Annotated in this window: 21 protein-coding genes; 12 read left to right on the top strand and 9 right to left on the bottom strand. The window is 67.9% G+C overall.

Annotated elements, in window-relative coordinates:
• Positions 1-126: 4Fe-4S dicluster domain-containing protein (locus H0X90_RS06760; protein WP_141718689.1), on the top strand; the 126-nt coding region annotated here is incomplete at its 5' end.
• Between the two features lie 150 nt (positions 127-276).
• Here the strand turns inward: H0X90_RS06760 and aroC are convergent.
• From aroC to H0X90_RS06745, 3 genes are all read right to left on the bottom strand, one after another.
• Positions 277-1377, bottom strand: a complete 1101-nt coding sequence (aroC, locus tag H0X90_RS06755; RefSeq protein WP_006488506.1) for a chorismate synthase — start codon at positions 1375-1377, stop codon at positions 277-279.
• Between the two features lie 257 nt (positions 1378-1634).
• Positions 1635-3569 carry an MFS transporter gene (locus H0X90_RS06750; RefSeq protein WP_006497738.1) on the bottom strand — a complete coding sequence of 645 codons (1935 nt, stop codon included), beginning with the start codon at positions 3567-3569 and terminating at the stop codon, positions 1635-1637.
• A gap of 139 nt (positions 3570-3708) precedes the next feature.
• On the bottom strand, positions 3709-4164 hold the full coding sequence (locus H0X90_RS06745) for a CBS domain-containing protein (RefSeq protein WP_006488504.1): 456 nt from the start codon (positions 4162-4164) through the stop codon (positions 3709-3711).
• A gap of 157 nt (positions 4165-4321) precedes the next feature.
• On the opposite strand from H0X90_RS06745, the gene H0X90_RS06740 reads away from it, so the two are divergent.
• Entirely contained in the window at positions 4322-4639 is a 318-nt protein-coding gene (locus tag H0X90_RS06740; protein WP_006488510.1) for an Mpo1-like protein, read from the top strand.
• 15 nt (positions 4640-4654) lie between these two features.
• On the opposite strand, the gene H0X90_RS06735 is transcribed toward H0X90_RS06740, so the two are convergent.
• A complete protein-coding gene (locus tag H0X90_RS06735) occupies positions 4655-5983 on the bottom strand; it encodes a YihY family inner membrane protein (RefSeq protein WP_034200666.1) in 1329 nt (442 codons plus the stop codon).
• A 145-nt stretch (positions 5984-6128) separates the two neighbouring features.
• On the opposite strand from H0X90_RS06735, the gene wrbA reads away from it, so the two are divergent.
• From wrbA to H0X90_RS06715, 4 genes are read left to right on the top strand one after another with little or no spacing between them, the layout of a single operon-like run.
• Positions 6129-6749, top strand: coding sequence for an NAD(P)H:quinone oxidoreductase (wrbA, locus tag H0X90_RS06730; protein ID WP_012492548.1), 621 nt, complete (start codon positions 6129-6131; stop codon positions 6747-6749).
• Positions 6746-7138 (top strand): DUF2069 domain-containing protein, encoded by a 393-nt coding sequence (locus tag H0X90_RS06725; RefSeq protein WP_006497741.1) that lies wholly within the window; start codon positions 6746-6748, stop codon positions 7136-7138. Before wrbA ends, H0X90_RS06725 begins: the two co-directional genes overlap by 4 nt.
• 18 nt (positions 7139-7156) lie before the next feature.
• Positions 7157-8578 carry an FAD-binding oxidoreductase gene (locus H0X90_RS06720; protein ID WP_034200667.1) on the top strand — a complete coding sequence of 474 codons (1422 nt, stop codon included), beginning with the start codon at positions 7157-7159 and terminating at the stop codon, positions 8576-8578.
• Positions 8579-8603: 25 nt separating this feature from the next.
• On the top strand, positions 8604-9434 hold the full coding sequence (locus H0X90_RS06715; protein WP_006485635.1) for a metallophosphoesterase: 831 nt from the start codon (positions 8604-8606) through the stop codon (positions 9432-9434).
• A 58-nt stretch (positions 9435-9492) separates the two neighbouring features.
• Here H0X90_RS06715 and H0X90_RS06710 read toward each other — a convergent pair whose 3' ends face one another.
• Positions 9493-9645 carry a hypothetical protein gene (locus H0X90_RS06710; RefSeq protein ID WP_006497745.1) on the bottom strand — a complete coding sequence of 51 codons (153 nt, stop codon included), beginning with the start codon at positions 9643-9645 and terminating at the stop codon, positions 9493-9495.
• 117 nt (positions 9646-9762) lie between these two features.
• Positions 9763-10704, bottom strand: a complete 942-nt coding sequence (locus H0X90_RS06705) for a LysR family transcriptional regulator (protein ID WP_006485634.1) — start codon at positions 10702-10704, stop codon at positions 9763-9765.
• 157 nt (positions 10705-10861) lie between these two features.
• On the opposite strand from H0X90_RS06705, the gene H0X90_RS06700 reads away from it, so the two are divergent.
• The 4 genes from H0X90_RS06700 to H0X90_RS06685 are packed head-to-tail and all read left to right on the top strand — an operon-like array spanning position 10862 to position 15734.
• The gene (locus tag H0X90_RS06700) at positions 10862-12427 is read left to right on the top strand and encodes an efflux transporter outer membrane subunit (protein ID WP_059721329.1); all 1566 of its coding nucleotides are present in this window, start codon (positions 10862-10864) and stop codon (positions 12425-12427) included.
• A 14-nt stretch (positions 12428-12441) separates the two neighbouring features.
• Positions 12442-14646, top strand: coding sequence for an FUSC family protein (locus H0X90_RS06695; protein ID WP_006490436.1), 2205 nt, complete (start codon positions 12442-12444; stop codon positions 14644-14646).
• Positions 14643-14846, top strand: a complete 204-nt coding sequence (locus H0X90_RS06690; protein WP_006476212.1) for a DUF1656 domain-containing protein — start codon at positions 14643-14645, stop codon at positions 14844-14846. Before H0X90_RS06695 ends, H0X90_RS06690 begins: the two co-directional genes overlap by 4 nt.
• Before the next feature lie 12 nt (positions 14847-14858).
• Positions 14859-15734 carry an HlyD family secretion protein gene (locus tag H0X90_RS06685; RefSeq protein WP_006490438.1) on the top strand — a complete coding sequence of 292 codons (876 nt, stop codon included), beginning with the start codon at positions 14859-14861 and terminating at the stop codon, positions 15732-15734.
• Positions 15735-15755: 21 nt separating this feature from the next.
• Here H0X90_RS06685 and H0X90_RS06680 read toward each other — a convergent pair whose 3' ends face one another.
• The gene (locus H0X90_RS06680) at positions 15756-17429 is read right to left on the bottom strand and encodes a methyl-accepting chemotaxis protein (RefSeq protein WP_060210699.1); all 1674 of its coding nucleotides are present in this window, start codon (positions 17427-17429) and stop codon (positions 15756-15758) included.
• Positions 17430-17835: 406 nt separating this feature from the next.
• Here H0X90_RS06680 and H0X90_RS06675 point away from each other — a divergent pair, with 406 nt between their 5' ends.
• A complete protein-coding gene (locus H0X90_RS06675; protein ID WP_006491594.1) occupies positions 17836-19074 on the top strand; it encodes an MFS transporter in 1239 nt (412 codons plus the stop codon).
• A gap of 69 nt (positions 19075-19143) precedes the next feature.
• Here H0X90_RS06675 and H0X90_RS06670 read toward each other — a convergent pair whose 3' ends face one another.
• Both H0X90_RS06670 and H0X90_RS06665 read right to left on the bottom strand, forming a co-directional pair.
• Positions 19144-19941: a 5'-methylthioadenosine/adenosylhomocysteine nucleosidase gene (locus tag H0X90_RS06670; protein WP_048988917.1), complete on the bottom strand. Its 798-nt coding sequence runs from the start codon at positions 19939-19941 to the stop codon at positions 19144-19146.
• Complete coding sequence (locus H0X90_RS06665; protein WP_077191053.1) at positions 19938-22301, bottom strand: UvrD-helicase domain-containing protein; 2364 nt, start codon at positions 22299-22301, stop codon at positions 19938-19940. Before H0X90_RS06665 ends, H0X90_RS06670 begins: the two co-directional genes overlap by 4 nt.
• A 224-nt stretch (positions 22302-22525) precedes the next feature.
• Here H0X90_RS06665 and H0X90_RS06660 point away from each other — a divergent pair, with 224 nt between their 5' ends.
• Complete coding sequence (locus H0X90_RS06660) at positions 22526-25393, top strand: valine--tRNA ligase (RefSeq protein WP_006497752.1); 2868 nt, start codon at positions 22526-22528, stop codon at positions 25391-25393.
• Positions 25394-25441: the final 48 nt, after the last annotated feature.

Genomic DNA, 25441 nt, shown 5'->3' with positions numbered 1-25441 from the left:
GAGCGCCTCGTGATCAACGCGCAGAATTGCGTGCACTGCAAGACCTGCGACATCAAGGACCCGACGCAGAACATCGTGTGGGTCACGCCGGAAGGCGGCGGCGGGCCGAATTACCCGAACATGTAACCTGCCGGAACGCGCCGCCACGAGCGGCGCGTTTTTTTGGGACATGGCACACCGCCACAAACGAAACGGGGCGCTGCTTGAAGCAGCGCCCCGTTTTGCATGCTGGGGAGGCCACCAGGCGAGGCGCCTCCGCGCCTCCCCTGCTTTGTATCAGGTCGCGCTGCCGGCGATCTTCGGCGTCGGCGTCTCGACGTCGCCGCACTGCGCACGATGGCGCAACGCATGGTCGATCAGCACCAGCGCGAGCATCGATTCCGCGATCGGCGTCGCGCGAATGCCGACGCACGGATCGTGGCGACCGAAGGTTTCGACGGTCGCCTCTTCGCCGGACTTCGTGATCGAGCGGCGCGGCGTGCGGATGCTCGACGTCGGCTTGATCGCGATCGACACGGTGATGTCCTGCCCCGTCGAAATCCCGCCGAGCACACCGCCCGCGTGGTTGCCGACGAAACCGGCCGGCGTCAGTTCGTCGCCGTGCACCGAGCCGCGCTGCGCGACGCTGTCGAAGCCCGCGCCGATCTCGACGCCCTTCACCGCGTTGATGCTCATCATCGCCTTCGCGATATCGGCATCGAGCCGGTCGAACACCGGCTCGCCCCAGCCGACCGGCACGCCCGACGCGACGACGTCGATGCGCGCGCCGATCGAATCGCCCTCCTTGCGCAGCGCATCCATGTACGCTTCGAGCTCCGGCACGACGGCCGCATTCGGCGAGAAGAACGGGTTCTCGTGCACGTGCGACCAGTCGACGAACGGCACGTCGATTTCGCCGAGGCCGCTCATGTAGCCGCGCACCTCGACCCCGAAGCGCTCGCGCAGCCACTTCTTCGCGACCGCGCCGGCGCCGACGATCGGCGCGGTCAGGCGCGCGGACGAGCGGCCGCCGCCGCGGTAGTCGCGGATGCCGTATTTCTGCCAGTAGGTGTAGTCCGCGTGGCCGGGACGGAACGTCTCGACGATGTTGCCGTAATCCTTGCTGCGCTGGTCGGTGTTGCGGATCAGCAGCGCGATCGGCGTGCCGGTCGTCACGCCCTCGAACACGCCCGACAGGATCTCGACCTCGTCGGCCTCCTGCCGCTGCGTCACGTGCCGCGACGTGCCCGGCTTGCGGCGGTCGAGCTCGACCTGGATGTCGGCTTCGGTCAGCCCCATCCCCGGCGGGCAGCCGTCGATCACGCAGCCGATCGCGGGACCGTGCGATTCGCCGAAGGTCGTGACAGTGAAAAGCGTGCCGAGGGTATTGCCGGACATGATGGAACCGCCCAAAGAGAATTAGACAAACCAATACATCGTCTGTCGAAATATAAACAGACTTATATTTTGGAAGTCGTGGAGTCGTGGAATATAAGAGTGCCTATATTATGCCAGTCGTCCCAGCGGTTCGGGACATCCGGTCCGCCGTGGATCATGCTCCGCGGTCGAAGGAGCCCCGACAAATGCTCATTGGATCATGCAAGCGGCACCGCTCGTGCCACTAAGTGTCGGGACCGCACAATGCGGCCCAGCGTCTACTTCCGCGCGCCGCGCAGCTCGGTCACCGCCGCCTGCAGCGCCTCGGGCGTCGCCACCGACGCCGGGATCGGTTCGCCGACCGCGAGCGTCAGCCGGCTCATCACGCCGCGCTTGATGGGTCGCGGCATCCGCGCATCGGCATGTCGCGAAAAATAGCTGCCCCACAGCCCGCGCAGCGCCATCGGGATCACCGGCGCCGGCGTGCGGCTCAGGATCTCGGTGATGCCGTGATGGAACGTGTTGATGTCGCCCGTCTTCGTCAGCTTGCCCTCGGGGAAGATGCACACGAGCTCGCCGTCCTTCAGCGCGGCCTCGCACAGGTCGTACGCCCGCGCGAGCATCGCGGGATCCTCGTGGCGCGGCGCGATCGGGATCGCCTTCGCATGCCGGAATACCCAGCTCGCGAAACGCGTCTTGAAGATCCGGTGATCCATCACGAAGCGAATCGGCCGCGGGCTCGCGGCGGCCAGCACGAGCGCATCGACGTAGCTGACGTGATTGCACACGAGCACCGCCGCCCCTTCCGCCGGAATCCGTTCCGCGTGCACGAGGCGGATCCGGTAGAACGTATGTACGAGCACCCACGCGACGAAGCGCAGCAGGAACTCGGGCACGAGCAGGTAGATATACGTCGCGACTACGACGTTCAATAGCGCAGTGACGAGGAACAGCCCCGGAATGTCGACCCCGGCCTTGGTCAACCCCATCGCCATCACGGCCGACAGGATCATGAACAGCGCGTTCAGGATGTTGTTCGCGGCGATGATCCGCGCGCGGTGCGTCGGCGCGCTGCGGCTCTGGATCAGCGCGTACAGCGGCACGCTGTAGAAACCGCCGAACATCGCGAGCAGGAACAGGTCGGCAAGGATGCGCCAGTGGCGCGCGCCGGCCAGGAATTCGCCGACCGACAGCAGATGGCCGGGTGACGGCAGCGCGTGGCTCGCGAAATACAGTTCGATCGCGAACACGCTGATGCCGATCGAGCCGAGCGGCACGAGGCCGATCTCGACGCGCCGCTGCGACAGCCGCTCGCACAGGAGCGAACCGAGGCCGATGCCGACCGAGAACGTCGCGAGCAGGATCGTGACGACGTCGGGGCTCGCGGACAGCACGTCCTTCGCGAAATTGAAGAACGACGTGAGGAACGTCGCGCCGACGAACCACAGCCACGAGATGCCGAGCAGGCTCAGGAACACCGTGCGGTTCTGGCGCGCGAGCCCGAGGTTACGCCAGGTCTCGCTGATCGGGTTCCAGTTGATCACGAGGTCCGGCTGCGGCGCGGGCGTCGACGGCACGCGCTGCGCGACGAGCCGCCCCGCCAGCGCGATGACGACGACGCTCACCGCGAGCACGCGCTCGCCGCTGCCTTCGATGCCGGCCGCCGCGCCGCCGATGATCGTGCCGATCAGGATCGCGATGAACGTACCCATCTCGACGAGCCCGTTGCCGCCGACCAGCTCGTGCTCACCGAGATGCTGCGGCAGGTACGAATACTTGACGGGTCCGAACAGCGTCGAGTGCATCCCCATCATGAACGTGCACAGATACAGCAGCGTCGCGCTGTGCGTGACGAAGCCGGCCGCGCCGACCAGCATCAGCACGATCTCGAAGGTCTTCACGAAGCGCGTGAGGGTCGCCTTGTCGTATTTGTCGGCGATCTGGCCGGACGTCGCCGAGAACAGCACGAACGGCAGGATGAAGATCGCGGAAATCAGGAATGCGGCCGTCTTCGCATCGACGCCGGAGAACCGCGCGGTGTGATATGTGACGAGCGACGTGAACCCGATCTTGAAGACGTTGTCGTTCAGCGCGCCGAGGAACTGGGTCGTGAAGAACGGCGCGAAGCGGCGCTCGCGCAGCAGGTCGAACTGCGATGCGTGGGCGCGCCGTTCGTCGCGCCGCCCCGAAGTGGCTTGCGTGTGATCGCTCATGCGGAATGCGCGCGCGTCGTCTGGGCGATGCTGCGCGGGCCTCGTGTTGTCGTTGAAAAAACGGCGGCGCAGGACATGCCTGCGCCGCCGCGTGCCGGATGGCGGCGCCCATGCATCGACGTGCCGGGCGCGACGCGATTCACGGTTTGTGCGCTTCGGCTTCCGATTCCGGCCAGTCGCGGATGTACGCCTTCAGCATCCGGTTCTCGAAGCTCTGCGCCTCGACGACCGTCTTCGCGACGTCGTAGAACGAAATGACGCCCATCAGCACCTTCTTGTCGAGCACCGGCATGTAGCGTGCGTGACGCTCGAGCATCATCCGGCGCACTTCGTTGACGTCCGTTTCCGGCGTGCAGGTGAGCGGCTCGTCCATCACCTTGCGCACCTGCACGTCGCCGATCGCGCCGCCGTTCACGTGCAGGCGCAGGATGATCTCGCGAAACGTCAGCATGCCGACGAGATCGCCGTACTCCATCACGACGAGCGAACCGATGTCGTGTTCGGCCATCGTATCGACCGCTTCGCGCAGCGGCTTATCGGGCGTCACCGTAAACAGCGTGTTGCCCTTCACTTTCAGAATATCGCTGACGCGCATCGTAGTCCCCTCATGCTTGAATGCAAAATCTCTTTCGATCCTATCGGAAAGCCTGTCAAAAGGAAAGCACGGGCCGGCGCGGCGGCCCGCCGCCGCTTGCGGACGCCGGCCGCCGGCCGCACAATGGCCGCATGAACAGCGGCCCGAGGAGACGGCCATGGCGCATACGCATACGGAGCAATTCGCCAGCTTCGCTGATTTCTACCCGTATTACCTGAACGAGCACCAGAATCTCACGTCGCGGCGGCTGCACTTCATCGGCTCGCTCGGCGTGATCGGCTGCGTGGCGATGGCGGTCGCGACCGGCTACTGGCTGTGGCTGCCGGCCGCGGTCGTCTGCGGCTACGGGTTCGCGTGGGTCGGGCACTTCTTCTTCGAGAAGAACCGCCCGGCCACGTTCCGGCACCCGATCTACAGCCTGATGGGCGACTGGGTGATGTTCAAGGACATCTGCACCGGCAAGATCCCGCTGTAGCCGCCGGGCCCGCCTTCAGGCAGGCCGCGGCGGTCGCGCGTGCGGATCGGCCACGCCCGGCGCCGGACCGGCGCTGCCGGCCGGGTGCGCGCCCGCCAGCCGGTGCGCGGCGATCAGCGACGCGAGCGTCACGTCGAACCGGTCGTTCGACAGCACGTCGAGCAGCGCGGCCCCGTCGACGTGGCTGCGGCGTCGCTGGAGTTGGTAGGTCAGCTCGGTGCGATCGATCACCAGCACGTCGAACAACTGCGCGAGCGTCAACTGCTCCGGATTCGCGAGCAGGATGTAGCGCGGCGTGCTCTCGCCGCCGGCATCGAGCCGCGCGACCCATTCGCGCTCCTCCATCGTTGTCAGCAACCGCTGCGCGGTTTCCATGTCGCAGCGCAGCATCGTCGCGAGCCGCATCGCCGTGTAGCCGCGCTTGCCGGCCGCGCGCGCTTCGGCCAGCCGCGCGAGCAGCTCGAGCGCGTCGAGCAGGTCGCTGCCCGGATAGTGGATGCGGTGGAATTGCCCGACGCGAATCGCCGGCAGCGCCGACGCCACCATCGCGCCGAGCAGCGCGATGAACCAGCTCAAATACACCCACAGCAGGAACACCGGCAGCGCCGCGAACGCGCCGTACACGGCCGTATAGGTCGGAATGCGCCGCACGTAGTAGCCGAAGCCGCGCTTCGCGAGTTCGAACGCGATGGCCGCGAACAGCCCGCCGATCACCGCGTCGCGCCATGCGACCGCGCAGTTCGGCAGGTACACGTACAGCAGCGTGAACGCGAGCACCGTCAACGGCAGCGACGCGAGCGCGAGCAGCCACTCGACGATCGACGTGGACGGCCCCGCGCCGGTGAACGCGAGCGACTGCGTGAACAGGTACGACGAGATCGACAGGCTCACGCCGAACAGCAAGGGCCCGAGCGTGATCAGCGCCCAGTACGCGAGCACGCGCTGCGCGAACGGCCGCGGCTTGCGCACGCGCCAGATCAGGTTGAACGCCGATTCGATCGTCATCATCGTCATCACCGACGTGACGACGAGCACGATCAGGCCGGCCGTCGTCAACCCCTTGGCCTTCGACGCGAACTGGTTCAGGTACTTGAAGATCTGGATGTTGAACTGCGCGGGCATCAGGTGATCCGCGAGGAATCCCTGCAGCGAGATCTGGAACGACGCGAACATCGGGAACGCGGTGAACAGTGCGAACGCGACCGTCACGAGCGGCACGATGGCCAGCATCGTCGTGAAGGTCAGGCTGCCCGCCACCTGCGGGATCCGGTCCTCGGCGCTGCGCCGGGCCGCGAACTGCGCGAGGCGCTTGATGGTGTCGAGATCGACGCTCAACTTCGGCAAACGGCTTCTCCTTCTTGATGCTGCGCGCGTCACGGCGCGCCGCCGCCGCGCTGCGCGACGGCTTCAGCCCCTATAATAGCCGCTCGATTCCAGCAGGGGCCGACTGCACCGGGCACGCGCGCGGCCGCACGCGGCTCCGTCGCCCATGAAAGACATCCTCGTCCTCTATTACAGCCGTCACGGCGCCACGCGCGATCTCGCGCTCGCGATCGCGAACGGCATCGACAGCGTGCCGGGCATGCAGGCCCGCATCCGCACCGTGCCGCCCGTGTCGGCCGTCTGCGAAGCCACCGCCCCCGACATCCCGGCCGACGGCCCGCCGTACGCGGAACTGCGCGACCTCGAGGAATGCGCGGGCCTCGCGCTCGGTTCGCCGACCCGCTTCGGCAACATGGCTGCCGCGCTCAAGTATTTCCTCGACGGCACCACGCCGCAATGGCTGTCGGGCGCGCTGACCGGCAAGCCGGCGAGCGTGTTCACGTCCACCGGCAGCCTGCACGGCGGCCAGGAATCGACGCTGCTGTCGATGATGCTGCCGCTGCTGCATCACGGGATGATGATCGTCGGGATCCCGTACACCGAATCCGCCCTCAGCACGACGCGCACCGGCGGCACGCCGTACGGCGCATCGCACGTCGCGCAGCACGACCGCGCGGCGTCGGGCGGGCTGTCGGCGGACGAGAAGGCGCTCGCGGCCGCGCTCGGCGTACGGCTCGCGCGCGCCGCCGCGGCGCTCGCCAGCGCCCGGTCCGCCGAGGCGGCATGAACGCCCCCGCCCGCCCCGCCGTCGCGGCCCGGCCGCGCTACGCGCTGGCCGCCGCCGCATGTCTCGTCGCGCTGATCGCCCTGTCGCTCGCGTGGGAGCTGTGGCTCGCGCCGCTGCGCCCCGGCGGCTCCGCGCTGATGCTCAAGGCCGTGCCGCTCGCACTCGCGCTGCCCGGCGTCTGGCGGCGTAACATCTATACGATGCAATGGGCGAGCATGCTGGTCCTCGTCTATCTTGCCGAAGGCATCGTGCGCGGCATGTCCGATCGCGGGCTGTCCGCGACGCTCGGCTGGTGCGAGACCGCGCTCGCCGTCGGCTTCTTCGTGGCGGCGCTGGCTTACGTCGCGCCGTTCAAGCGCGCGGCGAAAAAACCGCGCGCCACGTCCTGACCCTTACGCGACAAGGTGATGATGTCCTCCGAAGCTTTCGTTTCCGCGTGCCGCGACGCGATCGGCGCCGACCACGTGCTGACCGATCCGCACGATACCGAACCGTTCCTGACCGACTGGCGCCGCCGCTACAAGGGCGCCGCATGCGCGGTGCTGAAGCCCGCGAACACGGCGGAAGTCGCCGCGCTCGTGAAGCTTGCCAACGCGCACGGCGTCGCGCTCGTGCCGCAGGGCGGCAACACGGGCCTCGCGGGCGGCGCGACGCCCGATGCGAGCGGCAGCCAGGCCGTGCTGAGCGTCGCGCGCCTGAACCGCGTGCGTGCGCTCGATCCGCACAACAACACGATCACCGTCGAAGCCGGCGTGATCCTCGCCGACGTGCAGGCGCGCGCCCGCGAAGGCGGCCGGCTGTTCGCGCTGAGCCTCGCGGCGGAAGGCAGTTGCACGATCGGCGGCAACCTGTCGACCAACGCGGGCGGCACCGCGGTGCTGCGCTACGGCAACGCGCGCGAGCTGTGCCTCGGCCTCGAGGTCGTGACGCCGCAGGGCGAGATCTGGGACGGGCTGCGCGGACTGCGCAAGGACAACACCGGCTACGACCTGCGCGACCTGTTCATCGGCGCCGAAGGCACGCTCGGGATCATCACGGCGGCCGTGATGAAGCTGCATCCGCTGCCGGCCGCGCAGGTCACGGCGCTGGCCGCGCTCGAGTCGCCGCACGCGGCGCTCGATTTCCTCGCGCTCGCGCAGCGCGCGGCCGGGCCTTTGTTGACCGGCTTCGAGCTGATGTCGGATTTCTGCATGCAGCTGGTCGGCAAGCATTATCCGCAACTGCGCTACCCGTTCGCGCAGACGCACGCGCAAACGGTGCTGCTGGAGCTGTCCGACAACGAAAGCGAAGCGCATGCGCGCGCGCTGTTCGAGAAGCTGATGGAAGAAGCGTTCGAGGCCGGGCTCGTGGTCGACGCGGTGGTCGCGGAGAATCTCGCGCAGTCGCGTGCGTTCTGGGACCTGCGCGAGCACATCCCGCTCGCGCAGGCCGACGAAGGGCTCAACATCAAGCACGACATCGCGGTGCCGATCTCGTCGATCGCACGCTTCATCGACGAGACCGACGCGGCGATCCAGCAAGCCGCGCCGGGCGCGCGCATGGTCACGTTCGGCCACCTCGGCGACGGCAACCTGCACTACAACGTGCAGATGCCCGAAGGCGGCGATGCGAAGGCGTTCCTCGCCGCGTTCCAGGCGCCGATCAACCGGATCGTCTACGACAACGTGCACCGCCACCACGGCACGATCAGCGCGGAGCACGGCATCGGCCAGTTGAAGATCGACGACGCGCAACGCTACAAGTCGCCGGTCGAAACGACGCTGATGCGCACGCTGAAGACCGCGCTCGACCCGCGCGGCCTGATGAATCCCGGCAAGGTCCTGCGCTGAAGCCGCCCACTCCGGAGCCAAGCCCGTGAAAATCCGCGTCCTGTCCGACCTGCACCTCGAAAGCAACCTGCCCGACGCGATCCCGCACGCCGATGCGGATCTCGTCGTGCTGGCCGGCGACATCCACAACCACGCGGAAGGCCTGCGCTGGGCCGCCGAGACGTTCGACCCGGCGGTGCCGGTGATCTACGTGCCGGGCAACCACGAGTACTACGACGGGGAATTCGGCGCGCTGGAGACGGCGATGCGCGACGCGGCGCATACGCTCGACAACGTGCATTACCTGAACAACGGCGTCTACGTCGATCCCGCCCAGCGCTTTCGCGTGCTGGGCACGACGCTCTGGAGCGATTTTTCGCTGTTCGGCCGGGACGAAGCCGACATGGCCGCCGCGATCGACGCCGCGCTGCGCGTGATGCTCGATTTCAAGGGATTGATCCAGGTGACCTGGCCGCACGATGCGGCGCTGCATGCGGCAGCGGGCGAGCCGGAACGGGATTTCGCGCCGGCCGACGCGATCGCGCTGCACCGGCACGGCCGTGCATGGCTGGAAACGCAGCTGGCGGCGCCGTTCGCGGGCAAGACGATCGTCGTCACCCATCATGCGCCGCACCGGCGCTCGCTGGCGGAACGCTATGCGGACGATCTGGCTTCGGCGGGATTCGTGACGGACATGGCGGAACTGGTACGGCCGCCGGTGGATCTGTGGCTGCACGGCCACACGCATACGTCATTCGACTACGTTGCGGACGGCGGCACGCGCGTGGTGTGCAATCCGCGCGGCTACATTCATCGCCGCACCGGCGAACGGGAAAACCCCGCGTTCGCGTGGGACAAGGTCGTCGAGCTCGGCTGAGCGCCGGCCCGGGCGGCCGCGTTGCGCGGCCTTGCCCGTCCGAAACGTGACGGCGGGATCAGCGGTCGGGGCGGCGCGGCTCGCGCACGCGGACCGGCACCGGCTTCATCTGCGCCTTCGCCTTCATCGCACGCAGCAGGTCGCGGGTCGCCGCCGCGGCGGCAGCCGCGCCCAGCAGGACGCCAAGGCCGATCATCAGGTGCGTATCCATCGCTACTCCGGTGTGGTGTATCTCGTTAATTCCAACAGTATCAAACTGTCTGACACACGTTCGTAAAAAAATGTTGCGTGAAGGACAAATCTCGTCAGATTGCGGTCGACCGCGCTGTCATGTCGCACGCGTGTACTGCTCGAGCGCCGCTTCGTCCGCTTCGAGCGTGAGCGGCAGCTCTTCGCGCAGGAAATCGACCCAGGTGCGGATTTTCGCGTCGAGGTACTGGCGCGACGGATACAGCGCGTAGATGTTCATCACGTGCGACCGGTACTCGGGCATCACGCGCACGATGTGCCCGCTACGCAGCCAGCCGATCGCCGAATAGAGCGGCAGACCGCCGACGCCCATCCCCTCCCGCACGGCCACCGCGAGCGCCTCGGCGACGTTCACGCGAAACGGCGGCGCCGTGATCGGCACGACCTCGTCGCCGTTCGGCCCCGCCAGCGCCCATTCGTCGAAGTGAAAGCCCGGCGCGACCATCCCCAGGCACACGTGCTGTGCGAGATCGGCCGGCCGCTGCGGCACGCCGTGCGACTCGACGTAGCCCGGCGATGCGCAGACGACGCTGTAGCTCTCGCCGAGCCGCTGCGACACGAGCCCCGAATCGGGCAGGTCGCGGCCGACGACGATCGCGACGTCGTACCCCTCGTCGAGCAGGTCGGGCATCCGCTGCGCGAGCGTCAGCTCGACGTGCACGTCCGGATAGCGCTCGCGGTAGCGCGCGATGGCCGGCACCAGATAGTGCTGGCCGAGGCTCGTGAAGCAATGGACCTTCAGCTTGCCGGACGGGCGCGCGTGCGCGTCGCCCGCCTCGGCTTCGGCCTGGTCGACGTAAGCGAGGATCTGTTCGCAGCGCTGCAGATAACGCTCGCCGGCCTCGGTCAGCGCGATCCGGCGCGTCGTGCGGTTCAGGAGACGCGTGCGCAGGTGGGCCTCGAGATCCGAGACCGCGCGCGACGCGTAGGCGGTGGTCGAATTCATCTGCTGGGCGGCCGCGGTAAAGCTGCCCGCGTCGACCACGCGGACGAATACCCGCATGTTTTGTAACGTATCCATCCCATTACCCGTGTGAATCCGGAGGGATTGTTGCACAGGGTCCAACAAATATTATCTCAGGATTCGTAAAAATGACTTGCACCGTTGTCCATTTATTCAGGAATCACTGAAAAATATAATCGCCTCCGACTCATCTATATCCGAAAGGGAGAAAATCGTGCAGTCTCCGGCGACAAAAGGGACGCTCGCACTGGCGGTTCTTGCAGTCTCATTAATAATGGCCGGTTGCGCGAGCATGGGCGACAACAAACCCCAGTCCACTCGCATCGAAGCGAACGCACTCGACGCCGGCGCGGCCATCCGCGCCGCCGACCGCGACGCGGGCTGGCCCGCCGCCGACTGGTGGCGCGCGTACCGCGATCCGCAGCTCGATGCGTGGATTGCCGCCGCCCAGGCCGGCAACCCGACCCTCGCGGCCGCCGAGGCCCGCGTGCGCGAAGCGCAGGCAATGGCGCGCGTCGCCCGTTCGGCCGAACTGCCGCAGATCAACGGCAACCTGTCGCTGATGCGCCAGCACTGGCCGGACAACGTGTACTACGGCCCGGGCCCGCTCGCGAACGCCGACACCTGGAACAATACCGGCTCGCTCGGCCTGTCGTACCACCTCGATCTGTGGGGCAAGGACAAGAACGCGACCGAGCGGGCGCTCGACACCGCGCATGCGACCGCCGCCGACGCACGGGCGGCGAAGCTCGAACTCGAAGTCAACGTCGTGCGCGCGTATGTCGGCATGTCGATGAACTACGCGCTGCTGGATCTCGCGCACGAGACGTTCGAACGCCAGCGCTCGCTCGCGGATCTCGCGCGCAAGCGGCTGCAGGCCGGCCTCGGCACGCAGCTCGACGTGAGCCAGGCGGAATCGACGCTGCCCGACTACGAGCGCCAGATCGACAGCTATGAAGAAGCGATCCAGCTCGCGCGCCATCAGCTCGCCGCATTGGCCGGCAAGGGCCCGGGCGCCGGCGACGCGATCAAGCGGCCGCAGCTTGCGCTCGACGCGCCGGCCGGCCTGCCGTCGGCGATGCCGGCCGACCTGCTCGGCCGCCGCCCCGACGTCGTCGCGGCGCGCTGGACGGTCGACGCGCAGGCACGCGGCATCGACGTCGCGAAGGCGTCGTTCTACCCGAACATCGACCTGCTCGCGACGGTCGGCGGCTTCGGCGTGACCGCGCCGTTCACCGACTTCCTGCGCGCGATGAACGGCGGCTGGACGGCCGGCCCCGCGCTGTCGCTGCCGATCTTCGAAGGCGGCCGGCTGCGTGCGCAGTTGGGCGCCGCGAATGCCGGCTACGACCAGGCGGTCGAGCGCTACAACCAGACGATCGTCGGCGCGCTCAAGGACATCGCCGACCAGGTCGTGCGGATCCGCTCGCTCGATACGCAGAAGAAGGACGCCGCGCGCTCGGTGGCGGCCAACAATCGCAGCTATCAACTGTCGCGCGAAGGCTTCCGCCGCGGGCTGACCGATTACGTGAACGTGCTGGTCGCGCAACAGCAACTGCTGCGCGCGCAGGAGACGGCCGCCCGCATCGACGCGGAACGCCTCGCCGCGCATGCACAGTTGATGGCGGCGCTCGGGGGTGGGGTCGAGACGGGCAGCGACGTGCCGAAGGACGAAGCCGCCGCCGCGGTTGCCGTGCCGGGCACGAAGTCCGCGGCAGCGGTCGCCCGGCCCGCGGAAGCCGCCACCACCGGCGCGTCCGGCGTGCCGGCCGCACGGTAACGCGGAGCGTCGCCATGTCTGCCTCCTCCCCCGCTTCCACGCCCGCCGGCGGTCCGTTCGCGGCCTGGTATGCCGCGTTCGGCGACTGGGCCCGCACCGACGGCGCCGCGTGGCTCTACCTGTTCAAGGCGCTGCTCGCCGCGTTCATCGCGACCGGCGTGTCGATGCGGCTCGACCTGCCCGCGCCGAAAACGGCGATGACGACCGTGTTCATCGTGATGCAGCCGCAAAGCGGCGCGGTGCTCGCAAAAAGCTTCTACCGCGTCGCCGGCACGATCTTCGGGCTGATCGCGACGCTCACGTTCGTCGGGCTGTTCCCGCAGCAGCCGCAGCTGTTCCTGCTGGCGGTCGCGCTGTGGGTCGCCCTGTGCACGGCCGGCGCCGCGCGCAACCGCAACTTCCGCAGCTACGGCTTCCTGCTGGCCGGCTACACGACCGCGCTGATCGGGCTGCCCGCGTCGCAGCACCCGGACGGCGCGTTCATGAGCGCGATGACGCGCGTGGCCGAAATCATGGTCGGGATCGTGTCGGCCGGCGTGGTCAGCGCGCTCGTGTTTCCGCAGACCACCGGCGAGCAGATGCGCACGACGGTGCGCAAGCGCTTCGGCAGCTTCGTCGACTACGTCGCGGCGGCGCTGTCGGGCCAGCTCGACCGCGCGCATATCGAAACCATCCATACGCGTTTCGTCGCCGACGTGGTCGGGTTCGAGGCCGCGCGCAGCATGGCCGTGTTCGAGGATCCGGACACGCGGATGCGCAGCGGCCGCCTTGCGCGGCTGAACAGCGAGTTCATGAGCGCGTCGAGCCGGTTTCATGCGCTGCACCAGTTGATGAACCGGCTGCATGCGGCCGGCGCGCAGGCCGCGATCGACGCGATCGAACCGTACTTTCGCGAGATCGCGCCGCTGCTGCTGACCCCTGCCGGCGAACCGGTGCGCACGTCGGCCGACGCGGGCCATGCGGCCGCGCAACTGCTCGCGTGGCGCGACGCGCTGCCGCGCCGCATCCGCGCGACCCGCGCCGCGCTCGAAACGCAGCCGGACTTTCCGCTGCTCGACTTCGATACCGCCGCCGAACTGCTGTACCGCTTCATCACCGACCTGCACGAGTACGCGGCCACCTACGCGTCGCTGTCGAGCGCGACGCACGAACGCGAACGCTGGATCGAGCGCTACGAGCCGCGCACCAACGCGACGGCGATGGTGATCGCGGCGATCCGCACGGCAACCGTGATCCTCGTGCTCGGCTGGTTCTGGATCGAGACCGCGTGGCCGAGCGGCGTGACGCTCACGCTGACCGCGGCGGCCACCTGCGCGCTCGCGTCGTCGACGCCGCGCCCGACCGCGATGTCCGCGCAGATGGGCATGGGCACGGCGCTCGCCGTCTGCACCGGCTTCCTGCTGACGTTCGGGATCTATCCGCACATCGACGGCTTTCCGCTGCTGTGCGTCGCGCTCGCGCCGCTGCTCGCGATCGGCATCTTCATGACGCTGAAGCCGAAGCTCGCCGGCTACGGGATGGGCTACCTGATCTTCTTCAGCTTCCTCGCCGGCCCGGACAACATCACGCACTACGACCCGACCGGCTTCATGAACGATTCGCTCGCGCTCGTGCTGTCGATGCTGGCGTCGGCGATCGCGTTCGCGGTGCTGTTCCCGCCGACCGCGCCGTGGCTCAAGAAGCGGCTGTTCGCGGACCTGCGCCACCAGGCCGTCGCGGCCGGCCACGCGCGGCTCGCGGGCCTGCGCACGCGCTTCGAAAGCGGCGCGCGCGACCTGATGTACCAGGCGCACACGCTGTCGGCCGACCAGCCCGACGTGCAGCGCGACGCGCTGCGCTGGATGTTCGCGGTGCTCGAAACCGGCAACGCGACGATCGACCTGCGTCACGAGCTCGCGATGCTGCCGTCCGACCCGCGCTATGCGCCCGCGATGCCGTGGCGGCGCGCGATCGAGACGATGCGCAGCGCACTGTCGGCGCTGTTCACCCGGCCGAGCGCCGCGCGTTTCGACGCGACGCTCGCCGCGACCAATGCGGCGATCGACGCGACCCGGCAAACGCTGGATGCGTTCGAGCCGTCGCGCGAAGAGCGCCACCGGCTGCAGCGCATCCTGAGCCACCTGCATTTCGTGCGGACCGCGCTGCTCGACCCGGAATCGCCGCTCGAGCCGCTCAACCGCAACCGCCCCGTGCGTCCCCAACCAGGAGCCTCGTCATGATGCCGCGTGAAATCGCCATTCTCGATGCCTACATGCCCACGGTGGTGCTGATGTTCGTCCTCGGCGCGATCGCGACCTGGGCTGTCGACCGCCTGCTCGCCTATACGGGCCTCTACCGTCTCGTCTGGCACCCGTCGCTGTTCCGGGCCTGCCTTCTCGTCTGCATTTGCGGCGGACTGAGTCTTGCCGTTTACCGTTGATTCCGAACCATCATGATTCTCAGAAAACTCTTCGGCTTCGTCGCGACCGCCGTCATCCTTCTCGTCGCGATCCTGATCGGGCGCTCGCTGTGGGTGCACTACATGGACGATCCGTGGACACGCGACGGGCGCGTGCGCGCTGAGATCGTCAACGTCGCGCCGGACGTGTCGGGCGCGATCGTCGAGCTGCCCGTGCATGACAACCAGCTCGTGAAGAAGGGCGACCTGATCATGCAGATCGATCCGTCGCATTACCAGATCGCGGTCGAGCAGGCGCAGGCGGCGGTGGCCGCCCGTCGCGCGGAACTGCAGATGCGCCGTGACGACGCGGCCCGCCGCGCGGACCTCGATGCGCTCGTCGTGTCGAAGGAAAACCGCGAGAATGCGGCGCACAGCGCGTCGAGCGCCGACGCGCAGTATCAGCAGGCCATCGCCGCGCTCGACGCCGCGAAGCTGAACCTCGCACGCACGCGCGTCGTCGCGCCGGTCGACGGCTACATCACGAACCTGCAGACCTTCAAGGGCAACTACGCGGTGGCCGGCCAGGCGAAGCTCGCGATCGTCGACAGCCACTCGTTCTGGGTCTACGGCTACTTCGAGGAAACCAAGCTGCCGCGCGTGAAGATCGGCGCACCGGCCGAAATGCGGCTGATGAGCGGCGGCGTGATGAAGGGCCACGTCGAGAGCATCTCGCGCGGCATCTACGATCGCGACAACCCGCAAAGCCGCGACCTCGTCGCGGACGTGAACCCGACCTTCAACTGGGTGCGCCTCGCGCAGCGCGTGCCGGTGCGCATCAAGATCGACGAAGTGCCGGCCGACGTGGTGCTGTCGGCGGGCACGACCTGCACGGTCATCATCGACCCCGACAAGCAGAAGAAGTCGTAAGCGCCGGCGCGCGCCGCGCGCTCAGGCGGCGATGCGGAAGCGCCCGACCAGCGCCTTCAATGCCTGCGCCTGCTCGTCGAGCGCGTTCGCGGCGGCCGCCGCCTGTTCGACGAGCGCCGCGTTCTGCTGGGTGCCGGCATCCATCTGCGTGACCGCGCGGCCGATCTCGTCGATCCCCGCGCTCTGCTCGTCCGACGCCGCCGAAATCTCGCCGATGATGTCGGTCACGCGCTTCACCGCGCGTACCACGTCGCCCATCGTACGGCCCGCGTCGTGCGCGAGCGCCGCGCCGTTCGCCACGCGCTCGACCGACGCGCCGATCAGTTCCCGAATCTCCTTGGCCGCGGTCGCCGAGCGCTGCGCGAGCAATCGCACCTCGCCGGCGACCACCGAGAAGCCGCGCCCCTGCTCGCCGGCACGCGCGGCCTCGACCGCCGCGTTCAACGCGAGAATGTTGGTCTGGAACGCGATCCCCTCGATCGTGCCGATGATGTCGCGAATGTTCTTCGCGCTGTCGTCGATCTCGCTCATCGTCGCGACCACGCGCCCGACAACTTCCCCGCCCGTCTCCGCGACCGCCGACGCATTGGCCGCGAGCGTGCTCGCCTGCCGCGCGTTCTCGGCGTTCTGCCGCACGGTCGACGTGAGCTGCTCCATGCTGGCCGCGGTGCGTTCGAGCGCGACGGCCTGCTGCTCGGTGCGCCGCGACAGGTCGAGGTTGCCGGTCGAGATCTCGCCGGACGCGGCCGCGATGGCCTCGGCGCTCACCGCGATCTCGCCCACGGTTGCCGCGAGCCCCGTCTGCATCTCGGCCAGCGCGCGCACCATGCTGTCGCGGTCGTGGCGAGCGAGCGTGATCGGCCGCGTCAGGTCGCCGCGCGCGATGTCCGCGGCAATCTCCTTCGCGAGCGCGGGCTCGCCGCCGAGCTGCGACGCGAGGCGTCGCACGACGCGCTCGGCGATCGCGACGGCCAGCACGATCAGCGCGGCCGTCATCGCCGCGATCATCGCGAACGACGACGAAAAAATGGTCGCGGACGCATCGAGCGTCGCCTTCGACTTCTCGCCGCGCGTCTTCACGAGTTCGGCGACGAGTTTTTCGAGCTTGCCGGTTTCGACCAGCAGCGACACGTCCTGCGTGCCGACCTGCCAGTTCATCTGCGACAGGTCGAGCGGCTGCGCGCGCACCAGCGTGACGAAATCGCGCAGATGCGTGCTCCACGTGCCGACCGCCGTCGAGAAGGCGTGCAGCCGCGCAGAATCGCCGGCATCGGCCGGATCGGCATAGCGCTGCAGCGTGCCGAGCGCCTGGCCGATCGACGCAAGCCCCGCGCTCACGTCGGCGCCGAGTTCGTCGCGCTCCTTCGCGGTGGTCGCGGTCAGCAGCATCTTCTGCGCGCGGCTCGCCCGCAGCACTTCGGCGCGGACTTCCTCGGCCGCCCGGCTCGCGACGTGCCCCTGCTCGTAGACCGACGCGATCGACGCGTTCAGCCGGCTGATCTGCCACAGCGAAAACACGCCGATCGCGAGCGTGCCGGCCAGCAGGATCGCGAATGCGGCGCGCAACGTCGCCTTGACGGTCCACGGCCGACGCGTGCGACGCGCCGCGCGCGCACGCCGAGCGGCGCGACCGGCGGCAACGTCGGGTGCGGCGGCGGCCGCACCCGGCTGTGGATGCAAAGATGCTGCTTTCATCGATCTATCCCCGTATTGATCACGCTGCCGGAAAGGTCGGTCCGGCGTTCCCGCGACGGCTGGCCATGCCGCGCGTCCTGCGCCCTGTCCGGCGGGTAGCCGGCGTCGGACGCGGCGCGCCTGTTGTCATTGGGTCGTTCTACGGCCGCCACCGCCGTTTCTTGAGTCCGGTAAACCACCACCCGGCCCCAGCGCGGCCGCCGCCGAAGCGGCCGACGCGCCGCCAGCGTTATACCTGTCCAAAAAAGCCCGCACCGGCCGATCCGTCACACGAATGTCCGATTCGCGATAAAACTTGGCCTGACATTCTCGATACGCCACATTACACTTCTTTGACGCATCAACGAATCGACAACGCGCCGATCCCCAGCAGAGCGCGCCAGCCACCTCAACTCGTTCAGCTCACATGGAAACCAGCCTCGACTCCGGCTCCGCCGGCGCAGCCGCCGCCCAGCCGTCCGCCCCGCCCGTCGCCCGCACCGTCTACCCGGTGCTCGGCGCGATCAGCTTTTCGCACATGCTCAACGACATGATCCAGTCGTTGATCCTCGCGATCTACCCGATGCTCAAGAGCCAGTTCGCGCTGTCGTTCGCGCAGATCGGCCTGATCACGCTCACCTACCAGATCACCGCGTCGCTGCTGCAGCCGCTGGTCGGCCTCTATACCGACAAGCGTCCGAAGCCGTATTCGCTGCCGGTCGGCATGGGCTTCACGCTCGCCGGGCTGCTGCTGATGTCGGTGGCGTCGAATTTCCCGATGCTGCTGGTGGCCGCCGCGCTCGTCGGCTGCGGCTCGTCGGTGTTCCATCCCGAATCGTCGCGGGTCGCGCGGATGGCGTCGGGCGGCCAGCACGGGCTCGCGCAGTCGGTGTTCCAGGTGGGCGGCAATGCCGGCTCCGCGCTCGGGCCGCTGCTCGCCGCGCTCGTGATCATTCCGCACGGCCAGCACAGCATCGCGTGGTTCTCGGCGGCCGCGCTCGTCGCGATGATCGTGCTCACGCAGATCGGCCACTGGTACAAGAAGCATCCGTCGATGAAGAAGAAGGCCGTGGCGGCCGGCCACCCGACGCTGTCGCGCGGCCGCGTGATGGGCGCGATCGGCGTGCTGGTGCTGCTCGTGTTCTCGAAATACTTCTACCTCGCGAGCATCAACAGCTATTTCACGTTCTACCTGATCGACAAGTTCCACCTGTCGGTGCAGGCCGCGCAGATCCACCTGTTCGTGTTCCTCGCGGCGGTGGCGGCCGGCACGCTGATCGGCGGGCCCGTCGGCGACCGGATCGGCCGCAAGTACGTGATCTGGGTGTCGATCCTCGGCGTCGCGCCGTTCACGATGCTGCTGCCGTACGCGAACCTGTTCTGGACGAGCGTGCTGACCGTGATCATCGGCGTCGTGCTGGCGTCGGCGTTCGCCGCGATCCTCGTCTACGCGACGGAGCTGATGCCCGGCAAGGTGGGGATGGTCGCGGGCCTGTTCTTCGGCTTCGCGTTCGGCCTGGGCGGCGTCGGCGCGGCGGTGCTCGGCCAGCTCGCCGACGCGACCAGCATCCCGTTCGTCTACAAGGTGTGCTCGTTCCTGCCGCTGATCGGCGTGCTGACGGTGTTCCTGCCGAACCTCGAAAGCAGCGGGCGCAAGAAGGCGTGACGAACGACCAGCCGCGGCGTGCGCGCCGCGGCTGGTCGAACGGTACGAACGGAAAATTCGACGGCGGCTTCAGGCCGCCGTCGTCGCATGCAGCGTCAGGAAACGCTTGAGGATGCCGGACGAATAGCTGCTCGCGATCGCCGACAGGAAGTGCGAGAACGACTGCGTCGCGTGATCGTCGGCCGTATCGGAGATCGTGCGCACGAGCGCGAACGGCACGTCGTGTTCCGCGCACACCTGCGCGATCGCCGCGCCTTCCATTTCGACCGCGAGCGCGTCCGGCAACGCGTCGCGCAGCGCGACGACCTCCTGCTCGCTCGACACGAAGCGGTCGCCGCTGATGACGAGCCCCGCGTGCAGCGCCGCGCCGGCGAGCCCGAAGCGCTCGGCGAACTGCGCGCCCTCCTCCTCGACGAACAGCGTGCACGCGGCCCGCAAGCGGGCCGTCAGCGCCGCGTCGGTCGCGAAACGCGTGATGCCGAGCAGCGGCACCTCGTAACGCGGAAAGAGCGGCGACGCATCGAGATCGTGCTGCAGCAGCGTATCGGCCACGACGACGTCGCCCACCCGCACCGTGCGCGACACACCGCCCGCGACGCCGGTGAACACCACGCCCGACACGCCGAACACATGGATCAGCGCGCTGACCGTCGCGGCGGCCGCGACCTTGCCGACCCGCGCGAGCGTGACGACGCAGGCCGCGCCGTGCACGGTGCCGACGTGATAATCGCGGCGGCCGAGCGTGACCGTCTTCATCGCGCCGTCGGCGCGCATCGCGGCGATCAGGTCGCCGAGCTCCTCGGGCAGCGCGGCCAGGATGCCGAGCGGACGCGCGGCGGGCGTCACGATCATGTCGACGTCCATCATTCCACCGCCTGCAGTTTCGCGACCGCCAGCGCGAGCCATTTCTCGCCGTGGCGCTTGAACTTCACCTGCGCCTTCGCATCGGTGCCGTTGCCTTCGAGTGCGGTGACCGTGCCTTCGCCGAACTTGGTATGGAACACCTGCTGGCCGACCCGGAAGCCGGCGTCGGCCGCGCGCTGCTTGTCCGCGAACGCGGGCAGCGGCGCGGACACGGCCGCGTCGACGATCTGCTCGCGACTGCCGCCGCCCGGCCGCGCGAACCAGTCGCGCCCGTACCCGGCGTTGTCCGAACGTCCGCCCCAGCGCGAGCCGGCCTCGACCTTCGGCGTGAGCCACTTCAACACGTGCTCGGGCAACTCGTCGAAGAAGCGCGAGCGCACGTTGTAGCGGGTCTGGCCGTGCAGCATCCGGCTTTGCGCGAACGACAGGTAGAGCCGCTCCTTCGCGCGCGTGATCGCGACGTACATCAGCCGGCGCTCTTCCTCGAGGCCGTCCGATTCGAGCACGCTGTTCTCGTGCGGGAACAACCCTTCCTCGAGCCCCGTGATGAACACGGCCGAGAACTCGAGCCCCTTCGCCGCGTGCACCGTCATCAGCTGCACGGCGTCCTGGCCGGCCTGCGCCTGGTTGTCGCCGGCCTCCAGCGACGCATGCGACAGGAAGCCGGCGAGCGGCGTCATCGTGTCGGGGTTCTGTGCAGGGTCGGCGGGCGAGGCGGGATCGAGCACGTCGACCGCCAGATCGTCCGTCGCGGTGCCGAGTTCGGGCGCCGCGATCGCCCCCGCGCGCAGCGGGATCGAGCGGGCCGGCGTGTCGAGCCCGTAACCTTCCTCGGCGATGAACGCGGTGGCCGCGTTCACGAGTTCCTGCAAGTTCTCGAGGCGATCCTGCCCTTCGCGCTCGCCCTGGTAGAAATCGGCGAGACCGCTCGCGCGTACGATGTGCTCGACGGTGTCGGGCAGGTTCATGTGCTGCGTGTCGGCCCGCATCTTCGCGATCAGGTTCGCGAACCCGCCGAGGCTCGTGCCGGCCTTGCCGGTCACGTACGGAATCGCCGCGGCCATCGAGCAGCCGTACAGGCGCGCGGCGTCGGCCAGTTGCTCGATCGAGCGCGCACCGATGCCGCGCGTCGGGAAATTCACGACGCGCGCGAATGCCGTGTCGTCGTTCGGGTTGTCGATCAGGCGCAGGTACGCGAGCGCGTGCTTCACTTCCTGCCGCTCGAAAAAGCGCAGGCCGCCGTACACGCGGTACGGAATGCCCGACGACATCAGCGTGTGCTCGATCGAGCGCGACTGCGCGTTGCTGCGGTACAGGACGGCCACTTCGCTGCGCGCCATCCCGGTATTGATCAGCGAGCGGATCTCCTCGACGATCCAGCCGGCTTCCTGCGAATCCGTGCTGGCTTCGTACACGCGCACCGGTTCGCCGTGGCCGGCGTCGGTACGCAGGTTCTTGCCGAGGCGGTGCGCGTTGTTCGAGATCAGCTGGTTCGCCGCGTCGAGGATGTTGCCGTGCGACCGGTAGTTCTGCTCGAGCTTGATCAGGTTGCGCACGCGGAATTCGTCTTCGAAGTCGCGCATGTTGCCGACGTTCGCGCCGCGGAACGCGTAGATCGACTGGTCGTCGTCGCCGACCGCGAAGATCGCGTTCTCGCCGCCCGCGAGCATCTTGAGCCACGCGTACTGCAGCTTGTTGGTGTCCTGGAACTCGTCGACGAGGATGTGCCGGAAGCGCGCCTGGTAGTGCGCGCGCAGCGGCGCGTTGTACGCGAGCAGTTCGTAGCAGCGCAGCAGCAGCTCGGGGAAATCGACGACGCCTTCGCGCTGGCACTGCTGGTCGTACGCCTGGTACAGCTCGACGAACTTGCGGTTGAAGTTGTCGGTCGCGTCGACCTTGTCCGGGCGCAGCCCCTGCTCCTTCGCGTTGTTGATGAAGTACTGGACGTTCTTCGGCGGATACTTTTCGTCGTCGACGTTCGCCGCCTTCATCAGCCGCTTGATCGCGGACAGCTGGTCGGCCGTGTCGAGGATCTGGAAGGTCTGCGGCAGGCCGGCGTCGCGCCAGTGCGTACGCAGCATCCGGTTGCACAGGCCGTGGAACGTACCGATCCACATCCCGCGCGTGTCGATCGGCATCATCGCCGACAGGCGCGCCATCATCTCGCGCGCGGCCTTGTTCGTGAAGGTGACGGCGAGCACGGTGGGCGGCGACGCATAGCCCTGCTGGATCAGCCAAGCGATGCGCGTGATCAGCACGCGGGTCTTGCCGCTGCCCGCCCCTGCGAGGATCAGCGCCGGTTCGTTCGGCAACGTGACGGCGGCGAGTTGTTCGGGGTTCAGATTGGCGAGCAGATCGGGCATGGAGCGGCAGCTGGCGGGCGAGAAAAATGCGGACCCGACATTATAAGTCGGCCGCGCGATGCCGTTTCCGATCCGTCCGGTCGCAGGTCGCATGCGCGTTGCAGGCCGGTTGCGCACGCGTCCCGACAGGCCCGCGCCGGCAAGGCGATGGCTGGCCGATGGGCATCCATTTATAATTGTCAGATTCGGCATCCAATTCACGCATTTTTCGGCAGATTTCCAACATGAGCGACAACACGCTTGCGAAGAGCTTCGAGCCCCATACCATCGAGTCCCAATGGGGGCCGGAGTGGGAAAAACGCGGCTATGCCGCCCCGGCATTCGATCCGTCCCGCCCCGATTTCGCGATCCAGTTGCCGCCGCCGAACGTGACGGGCACGCTGCACATGGGCCACGCGTTCAACCAGACGATCATGGACGGCCTCGCCCGCTACCACCGGATGCTCGGCGAGAACACGCTGTGGGTGCCCGGCACCGACCACGCGGGGATCGCGACCCAGATCGTCGTCGAACGCCAGCTCGACGCGCAGGGCGTGTCGCGCCACGATCTCGGCCGCGAGAAGTTCGTCGAGCGCGTGTGGGAATGGAAGCAGAAATCCGGCTCGACGATCACCGACCAGGTGCGCCGCCTCGGCGCATCGACCGACTGGTCGCGCGAATACTTCACGATGGACGACAAGATGTCGGCCGCCGTGCGCGACGTGTTCGTCACGCTGTACGAACAAGGGCTGATCTACCGCGGCAAGCGCCTCGTCAACTGGGATCCGGTGCTGCTCACCGCCGTGTCGGACCTCGAAGTCGTCAGCGAAGAGGAAAACGGCCACCTGTGGCACATCCGCTACCCGCTCGTCGACGGCTCGGGCTCGCTGACCGTCGCCACCACGCGCCCCGAGACGATGCTCGGCGACGTCGCGCTGATGGTCCATCCGGAAGACGAACGCTACGCGCACCTGATCGGCCAACGCGTCACGCTGCCGCTGACCGGCCGCGAGATCCCGGTGATCGCCGACGACTACGTCGACCGCGAATTCGGCACGGGCGTCGTGAAGGTCACGCCCGCGCACGACTTCAACGACTACCAGGTCGGCGTGCGCCACAAGCTCGCACCGATCGAGATCCTGACGCTCGACGCGAAGATCAACGACAACGGCCCCGAGCAGTATCGCGGCCTCGACCGCTTCGACGCGCGCAAGGCGATCGTCGCCGACCTCGACGCGCAGGGCTTCCTCGACTCCGTGAAGCCGCACAAGCTGATGGTGCCGCGCGGCGACCGCACGGGCGTCGTGATCGAGCCGCTGCTGACCGACCAGTGGTTCGTCGCGATGACGAAGCCGGCGCCGGAAGGCACGTTCAATCCGGGCAAGTCGATCACCGAAGTATCGCTCGACGTGGTGCGCGACGGCCAGATCAAGTTCGTCCCGGAAAACTGGACGACCACCTACTACCAGTGGCTCGAGAACATCCAGGACTGGTGCATCTCGCGCCAGCTGTGGTGGGGCCACCAGATTCCCGCGTGGTACGGCGAGAACGGCGAGGTGTTCGTCGCGCGCAACGAGGAAGACGCGCGCGCGCAAGCCGCCGCGAAGGGTTACACGGGCGCGCTCAAGCGTGACGAAGACGTGCTCGACACGTGGTTCTCGTCGGCGCTCGTGCCGTTCTCGTCGCTCGGCTGGCCGAACGAAACGCCCGAACTGAAGCACTTCCTGCCGTCGTCGGTGCTCGTCACCGGCTTCGACATCATCTTCTTCTGGGTCGCCCGGATGGTGATGATGACCACGCACTTCACCGGCAAGGTGCCGTTCCATACCGTCTACATGCACGGCCTCGTGCGCGACGCGGAAGGCCAGAAGATGTCGAAGAGCAAGGGCAACACGCTCGACCCGATCGACATCGTCGACGGCATCGACCTCGAGTCGCTGGTCGCGAAGCGCACGACGGGCCTGATGAACCCGAAGCAGGCCGCGACCATCGAGAAGAAGACGCGCAAGGAATTCCCGGACGGCATCCCCGCGTTCGGCACCGACGCGCTGCGCTTCACGATGGCGTCGATGGCGACGCTCGGCCGCAACGTGAATTTCGACCTCGCACGCTGCGAAGGCTATCGCAACTTCTGCAACAAGCTGTGGAACGCGACGCGCTTCGTGCTGATGAACTGCGAAGGCCACGACTGCGGCAACGACAAGCCGGAAGTGTGCGGCGCGGGCGACTGCGGCCCCGGCGGCTACCTCGACTTCTCCGCGGCCGACCGCTGGATCGTGTCGCTCTTGCAGCGCACCGAAGCCGACATCGCGAAGGGTTTCGCCGATTACCGCTTCGACAACATCGCGAGCAGCATCTACAAGTTCGTGTGGGACGAGTACTGCGACTGGTATCTCGAACTCGCGAAGGTGCAGATCCAGAACGGCACGCCGGAACAGCAGCGCGCCACCCGCCGCACGCTGCTGCGCGTGCTGGAAACGGTGCTGCGCCTCGCGCACCCGGTCATCCCGTTCATCACCGAAGCGCTCTGGCAGAAGGTCGCGCCGCTCGCCGGCCGCTATCCGCAGGGCAAGGCCGAAGGCGAAGCGTCGCTGATGACGCAGGCGTATCCGGTCGCGAACCTGCAGAAGCTCGACGAGGCGTCCGAGCAGTGGGCGGCCGACCTGAAGGCGATCGTCGACGCGTGCCGCAACCTGCGCGGCGAGATGAACCTGTCGCCGGCCACCAAGGTGCCGCTGCTCGCGGCGGGCGACGCCGAGCGCCTGCGCTCGTTCGCACCGTACGTCCAGGCGCTCGCGCGCCTGTCGGAAGTACAGATCCTCGCGGACGAAGCGGCGCTCGACAAGGAAGCGCACGGCGCGCCGATCGCGATCGTCGGCCCGAACAAGCTGGTGCTGAAGGTGGAAATCGACGTCGCGGCCGAACGCGAGCGCCTGTCGAAGGAAATCACGCGCCTGACGGGCGAGATCGCGAAGTGCAACGCGAAGCTCGGCAACGAGGCTTTCGTCGCGAAAGCCCCGCCGGCCGTGGTCGAACAGGAGCAGAAACGCGTCGCGGAATTCCAGAGCACGCTCGAAAAACTGCGTGCGCAGCTCGATCGGTTGCCTGCGTAACAAACGGTAAGGTCGTTTGCGTTCACTATAATGCGAACGTGAACATAG

Source organism: Burkholderia sp. 9775_39 (assembly GCF_015712225.1).
Lineage (GTDB): Bacteria > Pseudomonadota > Gammaproteobacteria > Burkholderiales > Burkholderiaceae > Burkholderia > Burkholderia cenocepacia.
The sequence above is the reverse complement of the archived record's forward strand: the minus strand, read 5'-3'. Positions and strand labels throughout refer to the sequence as shown.

Bases quoted from the DNA above. Each gene is read 5' to 3' on its own strand.
- aroC (WP_006488506.1), bottom strand. From the start codon at position 1,377: ATGTCCGGCAATACCCTCGGCACGCTTTTCACTGTCACGACCTTCGGC.
- H0X90_RS06750 (WP_006497738.1), bottom strand. From the start codon at position 3,569: ATGAGCGATCACACGCAAGCCACTTCGGGGCGGCGCGACGAACGGCGC.
- H0X90_RS06745 (WP_006488504.1), bottom strand. From the start codon at position 4,164: ATGCGCGTCAGCGATATTCTGAAAGTGAAGGGCAACACGCTGTTTACG.
- H0X90_RS06740 (WP_006488510.1), top strand. From the start codon at position 4,322: ATGGCGCATACGCATACGGAGCAATTCGCCAGCTTCGCTGATTTCTAC.
- wrbA (WP_012492548.1), top strand. From the start codon at position 6,129: ATGAAAGACATCCTCGTCCTCTATTACAGCCGTCACGGCGCCACGCGC.
- H0X90_RS06725 (WP_006497741.1), top strand. From the start codon at position 6,746: ATGAACGCCCCCGCCCGCCCCGCCGTCGCGGCCCGGCCGCGCTACGCG.
- H0X90_RS06720 (WP_034200667.1), top strand. From the start codon at position 7,157: ATGATGTCCTCCGAAGCTTTCGTTTCCGCGTGCCGCGACGCGATCGGC.
- H0X90_RS06710 (WP_006497745.1), bottom strand. From the start codon at position 9,645: ATGGATACGCACCTGATGATCGGCCTTGGCGTCCTGCTGGGCGCGGCT.
- H0X90_RS06705 (WP_006485634.1), bottom strand. From the start codon at position 10,704: ATGGATACGTTACAAAACATGCGGGTATTCGTCCGCGTGGTCGACGCG.
- H0X90_RS06695 (WP_006490436.1), top strand. From the start codon at position 12,442: ATGTCTGCCTCCTCCCCCGCTTCCACGCCCGCCGGCGGTCCGTTCGCG.
- H0X90_RS06690 (WP_006476212.1), top strand. From the start codon at position 14,643: ATGATGCCGCGTGAAATCGCCATTCTCGATGCCTACATGCCCACGGTG.
- H0X90_RS06685 (WP_006490438.1), top strand. From the start codon at position 14,859: ATGATTCTCAGAAAACTCTTCGGCTTCGTCGCGACCGCCGTCATCCTT.
- H0X90_RS06680 (WP_060210699.1), bottom strand. From the start codon at position 17,429: ATGAAAGCAGCATCTTTGCATCCACAGCCGGGTGCGGCCGCCGCCGCA.
- H0X90_RS06675 (WP_006491594.1), top strand. From the start codon at position 17,836: ATGGAAACCAGCCTCGACTCCGGCTCCGCCGGCGCAGCCGCCGCCCAG.
- H0X90_RS06670 (WP_048988917.1), bottom strand. From the start codon at position 19,941: ATGATGGACGTCGACATGATCGTGACGCCCGCCGCGCGTCCGCTCGGC.
- H0X90_RS06665 (WP_077191053.1), bottom strand. From the start codon at position 22,301: ATGCCCGATCTGCTCGCCAATCTGAACCCCGAACAACTCGCCGCCGTC.
- H0X90_RS06660 (WP_006497752.1), top strand. From the start codon at position 22,526: ATGAGCGACAACACGCTTGCGAAGAGCTTCGAGCCCCATACCATCGAG.